The sequence below is a fragment of the Novosphingobium sp. Fuku2-ISO-50 genome (genome assembly GCF_001519055.1).
In the GTDB taxonomy this organism is placed as follows: domain Bacteria; phylum Pseudomonadota; class Alphaproteobacteria; order Sphingomonadales; family Sphingomonadaceae; genus Novosphingobium.
Genome location: NZ_KQ954285.1, coordinates 370,475 through 385,506 on the forward strand (window position 1 = coordinate 370,475; position 15,032 = coordinate 385,506).

The following is a 15,032-nucleotide window of genomic DNA, read 5'->3' on the forward strand; positions in this document are numbered from 1 at the left end:
GGTCATGGACACCGAAAGGGGGCGACATTGGCTGATGCGTGCGGTGCGCCGGATATTCGCGATATTCCGGGCCCCGACGATCTTGTAAGGTTTGCGCCGGGTTTTGGCCCGCGCTTTGTCGTGACAGTCGACACCGAAGAGGAATTCGACTGGGCCAAGCCGTTCGACCGCTTTGGCCACGGCCTGTCGCATGTTCCCTGGCTCGGCAAGTTTCAGGCCTTTTGCGAAAACATCGGCATCGCCCCGATTTACCTTGTCGACTATCCGGTGGCCTGCGACGCGCGGCTGGCCGATGTGCTGGGCCCGGCGCTGATGCGGGGGCAGGCGGAAATCGGTATTCAGCTGCACCCCTGGGTCAGCCCGCCGCACGAAGAGGACATCAATGTCCACAACAGCTATGCCGGAAATCTGCCCGCCGCGCTCGAACGGTCAAAGTTCGACGGGCTGAAACGCACGATCGAACAGGCCTTTGGCCGTGTGCCACGGGTCTATCGCGCCGGGCGCTATGGCGTGGGGCCCCATACCGCGCGGATCATCGCCGACGGCGGCATTGCCGTCGACACTTCGATACGCGCGCAGTTCGACTATACCGATCAGGGCGGGCCCGATTTTCGCGGCCACCCGGTCCATCCCTGGTGGATCGACCGCGATGCCGGCCTGATGGAACTGCCGCTCAGCACGCTCTATTGCGGATTGCTGCGGCGACATGGCAGTTGGCTCTATCATGCCTTGTGGCGCACGCCGCGCCTGCGCGGGGTTCTGGCGCGGCTGCGCCTGCTTGAACGCGTGCCCTTGACGCCCGAAGGGGTCGAAGTCGACGCCGCGCTGCGCGCGATCGACGCCGCGCTGGCCGATCGGCTGCCGGTGCTGGTGTTTTCGTTTCACAGCCCCTCGCTCGTCCCCGGCCACACCCCCTATGTGCGCGACGGCGAAGCGCTCGATCTGCTCTATGCCTGGTGGCGCACGGTCTTTGCCCATTTGCGCAAGCGCGGCATCGCCCCGGCGAGCCTGGCCGAAATCATCGCCGCCGCGCAGCGATGATCGCACCCCGACGCTTGCCAAGGCCGCGCGGCGGCGATACCTGCTTGCCCGGCGTGGGCCTGTAGCTCAGCGGTTAGAGCTGGCCGCTCATAACGGCTAGGTCGCGGGTTCAAATCCTGCCGGGCCCACCACGCACAAAAACGCCCGCTACCCACAAGGAAGATCGCGCGCGGGGGGGGGAGCCGCTTTCCGGACTTGTGATTCTCAATCATAACAGTAGACAAAGGTCGCGCCGACAGCCCCCCATCGGCGAAAGATCCTGATCAGCCAGAGGATAGCCGATACCCATGACCGACCTTAGCCAAGCCCGCCCTGAAACGCTCGTGCTGCATGCCGGATGGCGGGCCGATCCGACCACCGGGTCGGTCGCCGTGCCGATCCACCAGACGACATCGTACCAGTTCCACGATACCGGCCACGCCGCCAACCTGTTTGCGCTCAAGGAACTGGGCAATATCTATACCCGCATCGGCAATCCGACGACCGACGTGCTCGAACAGCGCGTTGCCGCATTGGAAGGCGGCGTCGCCGCGCTGGCGGTCGCTTCGGGGCAGGCGGCGTCGACCTATGCCGTGCTCAATCTGGCGCGCGCGGGCGACAACATCGTGGCCTCGACCGACCTTTACGGCGGCACCTGGAACCTGTTTGCCAACACGCTCAAGGATCTGGGCATCGAAGTCCGCTTCGTCGATCCGGCCGACCCGCAGGCGTTTCGCCGCGCGACCGACGATCGCACCCGCGCCTATTACGCCGAAGCGCTGCCCAATCCCAAGCTGATCCCCTTTCCCATTGCCGAAGTGGCCGCAATCGGGCGTGAATACGGCATTCCGCTGATCGTCGACAATACCGCCGCGCCGCTGCTGATCCGCCCGTTTGACCATGGCGCGGCAATCGTGGTCCATTCCGCCACCAAATTCATCGGCGGCCACGGCACGTCGATCGGCGGGGTCATCGTCGATGGCGGCAATTTCGACTGGGAAGCCTTTCCCGAGCGTCAGCCGCTGCTCAACACCCCCGACGCCAGCTATCACGGCGCAGTCTGGGCCCGCGACATCAAGCCGCTCGGCCCGATCGCCTATATCATCCGCGCGCGCGTCATCCTGTTGCGCGACATCGGCGCGGCGCTGTCGCCGTTCAACGCGTTTCAGTTGATCCAGGGGATCGAGACGCTGCCCTTGCGGATCGAGCGCCACAGCGAAAACGCGGTCAAAGTCGCCGCCTTCCTTGCGGCACATCCCAAAGTCGCCAAAGTGATCCATCCCTCGCAATTCACCGGCCGGGCAAAGGATCTCGTCGACACCTATCTGAAGGGCGGCAAGGGCGGCCTTGTCGGATTCGAACTGGCCGGCGGGCTTGAAGCGGGCCAGGCGTTCATCAACGCGCTCAAGCTGTTCTATCACGTCGCCAATATCGGCGATGCGCGCAGCCTGGCGATCCATCCCGCCTCGACCACGCATTCGCAGCTTTCGGCGGAAGAACAGGCCGCAACCGGGGTAACGCCGGGCTATGTCCGCCTGTCGATCGGGATCGAACACATCGACGACATCCTCGCCGATCTGGCCCAGGCGCTCGACGCCGCCTGAATTCAGCCCGTTTCACCCTGACCGGAGCCGTCAGCGCATCGGCGCGGGCGGCTTCCGCTTTTCCCTTGCGTCGCAATCGCAGGAAACCTAAGGGCAGCCTCGTGTCGGGGAGTAGCGCAGCCTGGTAGCGCATCTGGTTTGGGACCAGAGGGTCGCAAGTTCGAATCTTGTCTCCCCGACCACTTCATCCCATGAAAATACGCCCTGTCCGGATCGACCGAACTGCGACACGCGATCAGCGCCTCTGCCCGCGTTTCGCCGAGGCATGCTGCGCACAGCGCGGCGGCCCACTTCCATGCGCGGGATCCCCATTTCGACAGGTTGACGGAGGCGCGACCTTGCGCGCCTCCTGAAAACACAGATCGTTGTCGAGTAGGGCCTCAGGGCAGTTGCCCATACACCACGCGTCCGCCGACCACGGTTGCCTCGACGTTCGTCTTGCCGATCTGATCGGCCGGAATCGCCAGAATATCGCGCGACAGCACGACCAGATCGGCGAGCTTGCCCGCCTCCAGCGTGCCGAGCTTGCCTTCCGTGCCGTTCGCCCAGGCCGCAGTCCGGGTATAGGCGAGCAGCGCCTGTTCGGCGGTCACGGCTTCTTCGGGATGGCCGTCATTGGGCAGTCCGTCGCGCGATCCGCTGGCGTTATCGATATTGTACTGGCGACGCTCGACCGCCTGCTGGATGCCCGCGAGCGGGCTTGGCGGCCACGAGCACGGCCAATCGCTGCTGAACACCAGTTTTGCCCCGCTTTTAAGCAGGCTGTTCCAGGGATTGCCGGGCACTTCGACCGCCTCGGAATCGGCGCCGCCGCAGCAAAACGCGGGCTGTGAGCTGACCACTACGCCAAGCCTGGCAAAGCGCGGCAGGTCCGCCGCATAGAGCGAATCGCCATGTTCGACCCGGAACCGCCGATCGCGCGGGCCGTTGGCCTGTTCGACCGCCTGATACCCGTCGAGCGCCATTTTCGCGCCGGCAGGCGTCAGCGCATGCGACGTGACCGAAAAGCCCCGCTTGTCCAGTTCGGCAATGATCGTGGTATATTGCTCCGGCGTATAAAGCGGCGCCGTCGGATAGCCGTCCATGAAGAATTTGACGAGGTTCGCCGAAATCCAGTCGTCATGCCACGTCGCACGCGCGGTTTCGAGATCGGCGAGGAACGCGGGCGTCAGATGATGATTGACCGCGACGGCGGCAAACCCCTGGCGCACCCGCACCGTCAGCTCGCCCCGCTTGCGCAGCGCGTCGAACGCCTTGAGATCGTCCAGCCCGCCGGTCAGGATCGCGGCGCTGGTGATGCCGAAACTGTTCATGTAATGCAGGCCGACGCGCAGAATGCGGTCCTTTTCCTCGATCGGCATCGGCGGCAGCGCGCGCTCCATCACTTCCTGCGCAGCCTCGTTCAGCACGCCGGTCGGATGCCCGGCGGCATCGCGCACCACATATTTCTCCTCCACCGGGTCGGGCAGCGGCTTGTCGCCGATCCCGGCCAGCGCCAGCGCCTTCGAATTGACCCACAAGGCGTGTTCGCTGGTATTGTGAACGACCAGAGGCCGGTCTGGCGACGCCTCGTCGAGAATGGCCTTGTCGGCGGCGGGCAAATCCCATTTCGCACCGGTTCCGCGCCCGAAATCGGCACGCCCGATCAAGACCGCATAGGCCGGATGAGCCTTGGCATAGGCCTTGATCCGGGCGATGAACACGGCGCGGTTCTTCTCGGGTGTGATCTCTTCGTTCTCGGTCGAAAAATTGAAACCGTCGAGCGCCAGCGAGCCGAACCAGATATGGGTATGATCGTCGGTGAATCCCGGAACGACCATCTTGCCCTTGAGATCGACCACCCGGGTCGCGGCCGTCTTCGTCTTCAGCACTTCGACATTGGAGCCGACTTTTTCAATCGTGCCGCCGGTAATGGCGATGGCCTGAGCCCATTGGCCGCCCGCCGCCGTATAGATCCTGCCATTGGTCAGCACGAGATCGCTCGCATGGGCCGTTGTCGCCCCGGCAACCATGCCCAACGCCAGCGCCATGAGCGCCGGTTTTTTCCGGTAATCCGCCTTCGATTTGCGAACCATAGTCCCATTCCCCTTGGCCAGCCGCCTGACCGATATGGCACAGGCAGGGCTTCGGGTCGGACATATCACCTCGGTGTCATTCGTGAAGAGATCACAGCGATGACAAGACGCCGGATTACCGCAAAGGATGCGCCGCGCGCCAGGCTTTTACCGCGGCCAGAGTCCTGGAAACATGACCGCCCGGGCTCAGCGCGCTGTAGGCCAGGATAATCTTGCCATCGGGCGCAATGACATAGCTGGTGCGATCCGACATCGACAGCACCGGCATCCTGACTTTGTAGGCGGAAATGATCGCGCTGCTCGCGACGCCGACGGCAAAGCGGTTGCGGCATTCGGTTACCGAAAAGCGGCTCAGTTTTTCAATCGGATCATGCGCCAGCCCGATCACCGTCGCGCCTTCGGCGGCAAATTGCGCGGTTGCATCGGAAAAGTCGTGGGCCTCGATCGTACAGCCGCTGGTGAATGCCGCCGGGAAGAAATAGAGCACCACCGGCCCTTTTTTCAGCGCTTCCGACAGGCGGAATTCAAACGGTTTGCCCGCGATCACCGCCTGCGTCGTCACCGGCGGCGCGCTCGCCCCGACAGGCAGGGCGGCATAGACCTGAGTCGTGGCAAGGCCAAGCGCGGCCACCACGGCAAGAAGCGCAACATGGCGGAATGTGAGCGGCATCGGACATCTCCTCGTTCGAGGGAGATACCATACTATCGCCCGTGGCGATGCAAGCTGTCCGCAAGGGCTTTGGACGCGCGGCTTCGCGGCAGCGCGATCACGTTCTGCGCGAGGCCCAGAATGTCGGCAAAGGCAGGGTGACGCGTCATGCGCAGCGCGATCAGCCACAATATGCCGCCCAGCCCCGTCGCCGCCGCCAGCATCGGCGCGCCGAGCGCGTCGGGCGAGGCCCACAGGCCATAGACCAGCGCCAGCGGCAACAGCGCCGCAAGCGTCGCGCCGGCGCTTTTTGCATAGATCGCAAACAGCGCGCGGCGATCGAACCGCACGACTTCGTCCATCAGCCGGGCATAGAGCAGCACCCAGACCAGCGCATAGACCAGCCGCGAGGCCGCCGCCCCGGTCAGCCCCCAGCGACAGCCCGCCGCCAGCAGCGTGACCGAAGCGAACGTGTCGATGACATTGCGCACCACCAGCCGCCCGGCGCGCCCCGTCAGCACCGGCAGATCGCAATGAAGCGGCAAGGCGCAGAGCACCACTTCGAGCAGCGCGACCATGCCCAGCACCGGCGCCGCCCCCGCCCAGGCCGGGCCATAGAGCAATCGCACGATCGGTCGCGCCGCCAGCGCCAGCCCCGCCATCCCCGGCCAGAGCACGGCGGTATAGCCCGCCACGACGCGCAGATAGGCAGGCCCCAGCGGTTCGCCGCGATCGCGAATGCGGGCAAAGGCCGGAAAGAACACTTGCCCGATCGCGCCTGCGATCAACATGCGGAACTGATCCGACAGCCCGACCCCGCGGCTGAACAGACCGACCGCGCGCAAGGGCAGAAACCGCCCGACGACCATGTCCGGCATGCGGCTGCCCAGCGCGCCGACCACCGTGATCAGGCTGAGCCGCGAGCCCGACCCGAGGATCGGTGCGAGCCCGTCAAAGCGCAACGGCCAGGGCAGCGTCGGGCGCAGCATTTGCGCGATGACCCCGCGCGCCACGGCGGCGGCCAGCGTCGCCCAGGCGAGCGACAACCCGCCCCAGCCCATCGCCGCCAGCCCCACCGCCACCGCGCCCTGCACCACTGCGCCGCCAAGATTGACCATGAAATGGCCATGGAATCCCATCGTCCGGCTCATCACCGCCAAAGGCATCACCGCCAGCGGCGAAAACAGATAACTGCCCGCGATGATCAGCAGGATCGGCGCAAGCCCCGGCAAATGATAGAACCGCGCCGCCGGGAATGCCGAAGCCGCGATCAGTCCCGCCAGCGCCGTGGCAAACAGCAGCGACACCGAGGCGCAGCGCGCCAGATCTTCGGGCAGGAGCCGGGGCAAGGCCGCGATATGCCGCGCCATGCCGAAATCCTGGATCACCGCAATTACCAGCGCGAGCGCCATCGCGATCGAAAACAGCCCGAGATCCGCAGGGCTCAAAAACCAGCGCGAAATCACCACCGAGCTGGCGAATTGGACCGCAAAGCCAAGATATTGCCCCGCCATCGCCCATGCCGCCGCACCGCGCACGTCCATCACGGGCAGATCGGCAGGCATCGCAGGCAGATCAGCAGGCATCACGGGCAGATCGGCAGGATCGGGCTGGGCGGGAGCGGTCATCACCATCCCGCTTACAGCGCGAATGCTTTCCAGCGCGAAAACAGCGACCGCACGCCCCCGACCACGGCCGAACTCATCGCACGCCGAGACGATGGATGACGCGGACGCAAGCCCTGGGGACAGGCCGCCGTAACCGTATCGAGCGACAAGGCGCCCGAGCGCACGCTGGCATCGGCCATCCGCCACCACAGCCGGGCATATTCGTCCATGATCAGCGTCCGGTCCGCCGCCGAAAGGTTCCGCGCGACGCAAAACCGATCATGGACCGCGCCCAGCATCGTATCGAGCCGCGCCAGCGTGGCCCGATCGGGAACAGGCAAGGCTCCGGCGAAATGAGTCAGCACCAGCCGCGCCGCATCGTCCGCCTCATCGCCGAACAGCGCGGCATAGGGCTCGGCCAGAACCGCCGCAGCGCTGGCGTCCATCGCCTGCCGGTATCGTTGCGACGCGCCGCCGGGATGCATGCGATAAGTGACCAGCGGCCGGTCGATCCGCGCCAGCCTGCCGAGCGCGGCCAGACGATGATAGAGATCGAAATCCTCGGCATAGCGCCGGTCAACCCGCTCGAACACATCGAGCCGACGCGCGGCATCGGCGCGAAACATGACCGACGACCAGACCAGCGGATTGCCGAATTGCAGGCGCCAGTCGATCAGCGCGGGCGATGTGCGCAAGGGCGCGCGCGGCGGTCGGATCGCGCCGTTTTCCAGCAAGTCGACCGCGCTCGCCACCAGCACCGTGTCGGGATGGTTTTCAAGATGGGCGATCTGCGTGGCAAAGCGGTCGGGATGGCACAAGTCATCCTGATCGAGCCCGACGATGTAGCCCCCGCGCGCAGCGGCAAAGGCCCGGTTGCGCGCAACGACCGGCCCGCCGTTGGTCTCTGCCGCAATCACGACAAGACGCGGATCATCGATCGCACGCAATCGTGCGAGCGTGCCATCGGTCGATGCGTCATCGACGACGATCAGTTCGAAATCGGCAAACCCCTGCACCAGCACGCTGGCGATGGTATCCTCGATCAGCCCGGCGCCGTTATAGGCCGCCATGACCACGCTGATCGCAGGGGCACCGCTAGCGGTCATGCAGCCGCCTGGCGCGACCGGTCGAGCACTTGTTCGACAATCATCTGGCCGACATCGTTCTGCCACAGCCACAGCCCGTTGGCATTGCCGCGAAAACTGGATTCGCCGCCCAGCGCGCCCCACGGCACAAACCCGGCGGCAAGCCCGATGGCAAAGGCGCCCTCGACCACCGACCCGTCGGCGGCAAGCACGCGGCAATGGCGATCGACCAGCGGGCCGGGCACATCGGCATCGCAAGCCAGCGCGATCGGCGCGCCCGCCGCATCGAACAGCGGCATGGCATGCGGGCGATAGCCAGTCGCCGCGATGACGAGGTCGGCCGCCTCGATCACCGCGCGCGTTTCGGCCGCATCATGCCGATCGATGCGAAACAGCGCGAGGCGCGGATCGGGGACGCGCCCGCCGATCGCCAGCGCGCGCAACACCATCTCGCGCGATTCGAGGCGAAACCCGCCAAGCCGATAGACAAACCCGCTGACCGGGCAGATGTCGGCCTCGGTAAAATCGGTAAAGCCATCCTCCAGCGCCGCCTCGCGCGAGGGATAGAACGGATGCAGCGGGCGGCGATGCAGCACCGTGATCGCCTCGGCACCGAGCGGCAGCGAACCCTTGAGCAGACGCACCGCCGTCGCCATCGCGCTGGTCGATCCGCCAATGATCGCAATGCGCGGCGCGCGCACGTCGGCCAGCCGCTCGGCAACCGCCTCCAGCCCGCCGACGCGCATGACATCATCGGCAAGAACCAGCCGCCCGCCCGCCAGATCGCCCAGAGTCGTCCCCGCGATCGGTGCGCCGCGTGCCGCATCGAGGTCCATATAGCCGCCGGTGGCAAGCACGATATGGCGCGACAGCACTTCACGCGGCGCCCCCCCGTGCGGACGGACCGTCGTCGACCAGAGCCCGGCGGGCGTACGCCGCGCCGAAACCGCATCGTGCCGCGTCAGCAGAGTCGCGCCTTCGGCACTGACGATTTCGGCCAGCCGTTCGCCGGTCACCGCGAGCAAGTCGCCCGCCTCGGTCAGCGGCGCGCCCAGCGCACCGACATGGCGCGCCATGCCCACCCCGGCAGGATGATCGACCAGCTCGGCCAGCGCGGGTTCGGGATTGTCCTTGATCGCACTGAGAAAGGTTTCGGCAGTCGTGTCGGAACGGATCGCATATTTGCCAAGATCGCCCCCGCCCAGCGTCGCCGCGCGTTCGACAATCGCCAGCCCCGATGCCGCGAGTTCGCGCAGCCGGTCTTGCTTCGATGCCGCCGTCAGCAGCGCGGTGCCCGCCGGGCCCCCTCCGATGACAAGCGTGGCATGAACGGCGCGATGCGAGGACGGCATGGCATGGCTTCCCGGATGGATGGACAGCGTTTCGATCACCGCGCGCAGATGCGTGGCGATCAGGCGGACATCGTGTTCGGTCATCGCGTCGGTAATCGGCAGCGACACGATCCGGCGCGCGACATCGTCGGCGACGGGCGTCGGCTCGATCAGCGCTTCCTTGCGAAAATAAGGCTGCTGCCCCAGGTGCGGGCTGAAATAATGCCCCGCGCCGATCCCCGCCGCGGCCAGCCCGGCGATGATCGCGCCGCGCGAGTCGGCCAGCCGCTCGGGCAGCAGCAGCGACCAGAACTGAAAGCATTGCCGCCCCGCATCAGGGGCCTGGGCCCCGAATTCGGCCAGCTCGGCGCGATAACAGGCACCGAGCGCGGCGCGATGGGCGGCGATCCCGTCGATTTCCAGCAGCTTGGCCGAAGCCATCAGCCCGCCCACTTCCGACAGTTTCGCATTCATCCCCGGCATTTCGGCGCTGCGCATCGCGCCAAAGCCGAAATTGGCCATCCGTCGCAGCGCCGCGATCAGCGCGCCATCGCCGCTGTGGACGAGGCCGCCTTCGGTCGTCGCGAAAGTCTTGGTCGCATGCATCGAATAGACCACCGCCATCGCAGCCCCGGCGCCGAAATTATCGCCGTCCGCCGCCAGCGTGCCAAGCGAGGCGGCGGCATCGATCACGACCGCCACGTCGTGGCGCCGCGACAGCCAGGCATAGCGATCGAGATCGAGCGTGCGGCCAAACGTCGCATAAGGCACGATCGCGGCCACGCGCCCGGCATGACGCCGCAACAGCGCCTCTTCGATCGACGGGTCCGACCCCCAGGTTTCGGGATCGATGTCGTGAATCAGCGGGACGAGACCGGCCCAGACAGCCGCTTGCGCGGTCGCCGCAAAAGTCAGCGCGGGGACCAGCGCGAAACAGCCCCGATTGGCCCGCGCCCCTGCGCCATGACGCAGCGCCAGCATCAGCCCCGAGGTCGCGCTCGACACCGCAAGCGAGGCGCCGCGCCCGCCGAACAGCCGATCGGTCACATCGCCTTCGAAAGCGCGAACCGCAGGGCCCCCGTTGCTGTAGATCTGCCGATCCTCGATCGCGCGCAGACCATCGCCCAGCATGCTGAGACGGGGCGGCTGCGGCTGGATCAGGGGAAAACGGGTCATGGGCCGGGCACCTGTCCGAATGATTACGGCATTGTTAAGTTAACATGCCGGACACCGGGAATCGGCATCCAATTGCCCCCTTTGAACACCGAACATACTAATTTTCAGTGATTTTAAGGCCTTTCCCGGCCAATGTCCGATTCTGGTACAGACTCTGCACCGCTTCATGGCACACGCATCGCGCCCATCACGTCAGGCCGCGCGCGATCAGCAATTCGCCGACTGCGCGGTGCGCCATGTCGATCGCGGCATTGGTAAAGGCCTGCGCCGCCGAATCTGCATTGGCGATGGCAATCCGCCCCCACGGCTGGCGACCGATGACATGGGGCCGGTCGCGTTCGGGCAGATCGGGATCGCCCAGCGTGTCATACGTATAGGCATAGCCGTGCGGCCAGCGGTTGACCGTGATCGCCAGAATGTCGCGATGATGATCAAAGCCCGCCGGGCCCAGCATCGCCTGCAATTGTGCGCGCACTTCGCGCTCGCTGACCGCAAACGGCGTCGCCAGCATGTCGGCGCGCCCGGCGCGGTTCTGATCGCGGCGCGGCAGGCCGGGGGCATTGGGATTGCGGATCAGCTTGACCACTGCCGGGTCATCGATGCTGCCCGGCCCGGCATAGCCGCCGATCGTGATCGCCTGATCGCAATAGAGCACGCTGTGATAGCCGAACGGCGCCTCGATCGTGCGCACGCCCAGCGTATGCAGCGCGCGCGTATTGCGCAACAGGACGCTGGTATACTGCATCGGCACTTTGCTGGCATAACGCAGCGCCTCGCGCTGGAGCGCGGGCAATTCGGGCACCATGAACGGAATGATATTGTTGAAACAGGCGAGCACCACACCCGCCGCCGTGACGCTGGCCCGGCTGCCGTCGGGGCGGGCATAGACCACGCGCACCGCCTTTTCGACGGTCGTCGGCACGACGCCCGTCTCTCCTCCTTCGCAATGCTCGACTCGCACGACTATGCTCGACAGACGGATGCGCACCGGATTGGTCGGCACATCAAGCCGGGCATAGTCGGCCCGCGCGGCGACCACGCTGTCCATGTCGCGCGCATCGGGGATGGCATCGGGCACCAGCCGATTGACCAGCAACCGCGCGATCGAGGCATTGCCGTCGGGAAAATGGAAATTGTCGCTTTCCGCCTCGATCGCCTCGGCGATGTCCATGCCGGCGAAACCCGGCGCATGGTTGCGCATCGCGACCCACGCCGGAACGGTGTCGACGCGCATGTTGTTGCGATAGCCCTGCCCCGCGAAATAGCGCAGCGCCTCTTCGCCAAGGCCGACATGACGGACAAGGAAATCCTTGTAGCTGATCTTTTTGAGCGCCTGCGCGCGGGCCTCGGGCGTGAGGCCGGGCAGCCAGTCGCGCTTTTCGACATGGAGCCGGATCAGTTGCGCACGCGCAGTCGGCGACAGCGGCGCTTCGGCAAAGACAGCTTCCCACGGCCGCTTGCCAAGCCCCGCGACCAGTCGGTCGGCACCGAAATGCGCCTTGTCGAAGAATACGCCCCGGCCCATCCCGGCAAACACCGTGTTCGACCGGTCATAGCGGGCCTGCGTGGTCGGATCGATGCCCAACTCGGCGAGCAGCCCCTTGGCCGTATAGCTATAGGGAAACGGCGATTCGATGCTCATCGTGCCGCCGTAGGAAACCACCGTGCGGCCATCGACGCGGAATTCGTTGCGCTTGGCATGGCCGCCGAAATCGTCGTGGTTGTCGAGGATCAGGATTTTCTGCCCGGCACCCAGCGCACGGCGCCAGAAATGCGCCGCCGACAGCCCGGAAATGCCCCCGCCGACAACGACAAGGTCATAGTGTTCGCCGGTATCGGCCGCGCTGACCGGGCCGGAAAAGCCACCGTCGCGAACATCGTGCGCGACTTCGAAACTGCCGGGATACTGCCCGCGCAAACCCGTGCGCAGCGGGGGATAGACCGCCGGGCCAGCCGCCCCGCCACCAGATGCTCCGCCACCAGATGCTCCGCCACCAGCCGCGCTGGCGGCGACCGGCGCCGCGCCTGCCGCCTGTGCGGGCTCTGCACCGATCAGCCCCAGGATTGTCCCCGCGCTGACTCCGCCGAGAAAGTCGCGGCGGTCGATACGCGGCAGAGGCGGTGTCGCAGCATCACCGGTGGTGCCGAAAAAGTTGGCGGATTTGCTGTCCTTGGTCATCATCGATCCTGAAAAGGGTGCCGGGTGGCGTTGACAGGGTATGCCCCCCTCGCAGACAGTATTGGGGCATTTGCGGCGCAACATGCCTCACCACCGAGACCTTGCCCATCCCGCACAACGACGGCGACCCATCCTTTTTCAGAACAGGGAGCGGCGACCGCGACAAGGACATGACCATGACCGACCATAGCGCCGAAGACCGCAGGCTGGGTATGGCCGCCCCGATCCAGCGACGCGATTTCCTCAATGGCGTGCTCGTCGGCACCGGCGCTGTGGCAGCGGGCCTTGCCGGAGGGCTGTCTGCGCATGCGGCGGCGCTGACCGGGACCGGGACCGGCGTCGGCCCGGTAAAGGCGGGCCTCGATCCCTATCCTCCGGCGCGGACCGGCATGCGCGGCGCACACCCCGGCGCGTTTGAAAATGCCCACGCCTTGCGCGACGGCACCCTGCCGCTGGCGGGCGCTGTGGATCAGGGCGAAGTCTATGATCTGGTGATCGTCGGCGGCGGCCTGTCGGGGCTGAGCGCGGCGCATTTTTACCACAAGGCGATGGGCCACAAGGCAATGGGGACGGGCCAAAAAGTGCTCGTGCTCGACAACCACGACGATTTCGGCGGCCATGCCAAGCGCAACGAATTCGTCGTCAATGGCAAGACGATCGTCTGCAACGGCGGCACGCTCAATATCGAAAGCCCCGAACGCTATAATCCCTGGGCAAAAAGCGTGCTCGACGACATTGGCCTCGATCTTGACCGCTATCGCACGGCCAACACCGCCAACCGCCATCTCTATGCCGATCTCGGCCTGTCCGCCGCCTTTGCCTTTGACCGCGAGACATTTGGCAAGGCGACCCACGGCAAGGACAGCGTCGTGCGCCTGCCCAAGGGGCATTTCTACGGCTTCAATGCCGAAGTGATCGATGCCGCGCCGATCGGTGACAAGGCCAGGGCAGCGCTGCACCGCCTGACCGCAAAGGATCAGCCCGATTACCTGCCCGGCCTGTCGGTGGCCGCCAAAAAGGACTGGCTGGCCCGGCATTCGTTCCGCGAATTCCTGATCGACAAGGCGGGGCTCGACGAAGAGGCCTATTGGTTCTTTCAGGACATGGGCTGCGGCACGTTTTGCGTCGGCGGCGATGCCACGCCCGCGCTGTTCGGCTGGGTCCAGGGCTATCCCGGCTTTTCCGGCATGGGGCTTGGCGATGTGCCCGAAGGGCTGTTTGCCGACTTGCCCGGCGGACAGCACGGACGACAGAAAGAGGGCCCCGATGCGGTCCATTTCCCCGACGGCAATGCGACCGTCGCCCGCGCGCTCGTCGCAAAGCTGATCCCGGCGGCGACCGGGGCGCGGTCGATGGAGGATTTCGGGATGGCGCACATCGCCTATGACGCGCTCGACCGCCCGGAAAGCCCGACCCGCATCCGCCTGTCGAGCATTGTCGTCCATGTCGAACATCTGGGCGATCCGGCCAAGGCCGACGAAGTCGCCGTGCGCTACATCAACGGCGGCGCGTTGAAGCAAGTGCGCGCCAAAGCGGTGATCCTCGCCAGCTGGAACATGATGATCCCCTATATCATGCCCGAATTGCCGCAGGCGCAGAAGGATGCCCTCGCTTACGGAGTCAAAGGCCCGCTCGTCTATACCAGCGTCGCGCTGACCAACTGGCGCGCGTTCAAAAGCCTTGGCGTCGCGCGGTTCGATTGCCCGACGATGTTTCACAATGAAGTCGGGCTGACCGAAGCGGCGACGCTGGGTGGGCTGACTCATGCCTCGTCTCCCGACGAGCCGGTCGTCGCGCATCTTGTCAAATATTGCACCAAACCCGGCCTGCCGCGCCGCGATCAGCACCGTGCCGCGCGCGCCGACCTGCTTGCCACCAGTTTTGAAACCTTCGAGCGCGAAACCCGCGCGCAATTGCAGCGGCTGCTCGGCCCCGGCGGCTTCGACGCGCGGCGCGACATCGCCGCGATCACGGTCAACCGCTGGCCGCACGGCTATGCCTATACCTACAACAGCCTCTATGACCCGGTCGAATGGGTCTATAGCGAAACGCCGACGCGCCCTTGCGTCGTCGGGCGCCAACCCTTTGGCCTCGTCTCGATCGCCAACAGTGACGCCGCCGCCAGCCCGCACACCGACGCCGCCATGCTCGAAGCCCATCGCGCAGTGCAGGAAGTGATCGAACGCAAGACCTACCCCTTCACGCCCCGTCGCATCGGATAAAGCCGCATCGGATAAAGCCGCATCGGATAAAAATGGTTCGATCGCGGCGCCGACACCCCCCCGGGTATCGACGCCGCGATCCTC

Annotated in this window: 9 protein-coding genes and 2 tRNA genes; 5 read left to right on the plus strand and 6 right to left on the minus strand. The window is 65.8% G+C overall.

Going from position 1 to position 15,032, the window contains the following annotated elements:
- The first annotated feature begins 27 nt into the window (after window positions 1-27).
- From AQZ50_RS01720 to AQZ50_RS01735, 4 genes are all read left to right on the plus strand, one after another.
- The gene (locus AQZ50_RS01720; protein WP_067741685.1) at window positions 28-1,041 is read left to right on the plus strand and encodes a polysaccharide deacetylase family protein; all 1,014 of its coding nucleotides are present in this window, start codon (window positions 28-30) and stop codon (window positions 1,039-1,041) included.
- Between the two features lie 55 nt (window positions 1,042-1,096).
- Window positions 1,097-1,172 (plus strand) — tRNA-Ile (locus tag AQZ50_RS01725).
- Between the two features lie 156 nt (window positions 1,173-1,328).
- On the plus strand, window positions 1,329-2,624 hold the full coding sequence (locus tag AQZ50_RS01730; protein WP_067741688.1) for an O-acetylhomoserine aminocarboxypropyltransferase/cysteine synthase family protein: 1,296 nt from the start codon (window positions 1,329-1,331) through the stop codon (window positions 2,622-2,624).
- A 105-nt stretch (window positions 2,625-2,729) separates the two neighbouring features.
- Window positions 2,730-2,806 (plus strand) — tRNA-Pro (locus AQZ50_RS01735).
- A gap of 198 nt (window positions 2,807-3,004) precedes the next feature.
- Here AQZ50_RS01735 and AQZ50_RS01740 read toward each other — a convergent pair.
- The 6 genes from AQZ50_RS01740 to AQZ50_RS01765 form a co-directional block, all read right to left on the minus strand.
- Entirely contained in the window at window positions 3,005-4,699 is a 1,695-nt protein-coding gene (locus AQZ50_RS01740) for an amidohydrolase (RefSeq protein ID WP_067741691.1), read from the minus strand.
- A 115-nt stretch (window positions 4,700-4,814) separates the two neighbouring features.
- Window positions 4,815-5,369: a peroxiredoxin gene (locus AQZ50_RS01745; protein WP_067741694.1), complete on the minus strand. Its 555-nt coding sequence runs from the start codon at window positions 5,367-5,369 to the stop codon at window positions 4,815-4,817.
- A gap of 32 nt (window positions 5,370-5,401) precedes the next feature.
- On the minus strand, window positions 5,402-6,976 hold the full coding sequence (locus tag AQZ50_RS01750) for an oligosaccharide flippase family protein (RefSeq protein ID WP_231730060.1): 1,575 nt from the start codon (window positions 6,974-6,976) through the stop codon (window positions 5,402-5,404).
- Between the two features lie 11 nt (window positions 6,977-6,987).
- On the minus strand, window positions 6,988-8,061 hold the full coding sequence (locus tag AQZ50_RS01755) for a glycosyltransferase family 2 protein (RefSeq protein WP_082703345.1): 1,074 nt from the start codon (window positions 8,059-8,061) through the stop codon (window positions 6,988-6,990).
- Complete coding sequence (locus AQZ50_RS01760; RefSeq protein ID WP_067741700.1) at window positions 8,058-10,547, minus strand: DegT/DnrJ/EryC1/StrS family aminotransferase; 2,490 nt, start codon at window positions 10,545-10,547, stop codon at window positions 8,058-8,060. Before AQZ50_RS01760 ends, AQZ50_RS01755 begins: the two co-directional genes overlap by 4 nt.
- A gap of 187 nt (window positions 10,548-10,734) precedes the next feature.
- A complete protein-coding gene (locus AQZ50_RS01765) occupies window positions 10,735-12,726 on the minus strand; it encodes an NAD(P)-binding protein (RefSeq protein ID WP_082703370.1) in 1,992 nt (663 codons plus the stop codon).
- A 176-nt stretch (window positions 12,727-12,902) separates the two neighbouring features.
- On the opposite strand from AQZ50_RS01765, the gene AQZ50_RS01770 reads away from it, so the two are divergent.
- On the plus strand, window positions 12,903-14,948 hold the full coding sequence (locus tag AQZ50_RS01770) for an NAD(P)-binding protein (protein ID WP_067742372.1): 2,046 nt from the start codon (window positions 12,903-12,905) through the stop codon (window positions 14,946-14,948).
- Window positions 14,949-15,032 lie beyond the last annotated feature (84 nt).

Coding starts and splice junctions, on each gene's coding strand:
- AQZ50_RS01730 (WP_067741688.1), top strand. CDS start 1,329: ATGACCGACCTTAGCCAAGCCCGCCCTGAAACGCTCGTGCTGCATGCC.
- AQZ50_RS01740 (WP_067741691.1), bottom strand. CDS start 4,699: ATGGTTCGCAAATCGAAGGCGGATTACCGGAAAAAACCGGCGCTCATG.
- AQZ50_RS01745 (WP_067741694.1), bottom strand. CDS start 5,369: ATGCCGCTCACATTCCGCCATGTTGCGCTTCTTGCCGTGGTGGCCGCG.
- AQZ50_RS01750 (WP_231730060.1), bottom strand. CDS start 6,976: ATGACCGCTCCCGCCCAGCCCGATCCTGCCGATCTGCCCGTGATGCCT.
- AQZ50_RS01755 (WP_082703345.1), bottom strand. CDS start 8,061: ATGACCGCTAGCGGTGCCCCTGCGATCAGCGTGGTCATGGCGGCCTAT.
- AQZ50_RS01760 (WP_067741700.1), bottom strand. CDS start 10,547: ATGACCCGTTTTCCCCTGATCCAGCCGCAGCCGCCCCGTCTCAGCATG.
- AQZ50_RS01765 (WP_082703370.1), bottom strand. CDS start 12,726: ATGACCAAGGACAGCAAATCCGCCAACTTTTTCGGCACCACCGGTGAT.
- AQZ50_RS01770 (WP_067742372.1), top strand. CDS start 12,903: ATGACCGACCATAGCGCCGAAGACCGCAGGCTGGGTATGGCCGCCCCG.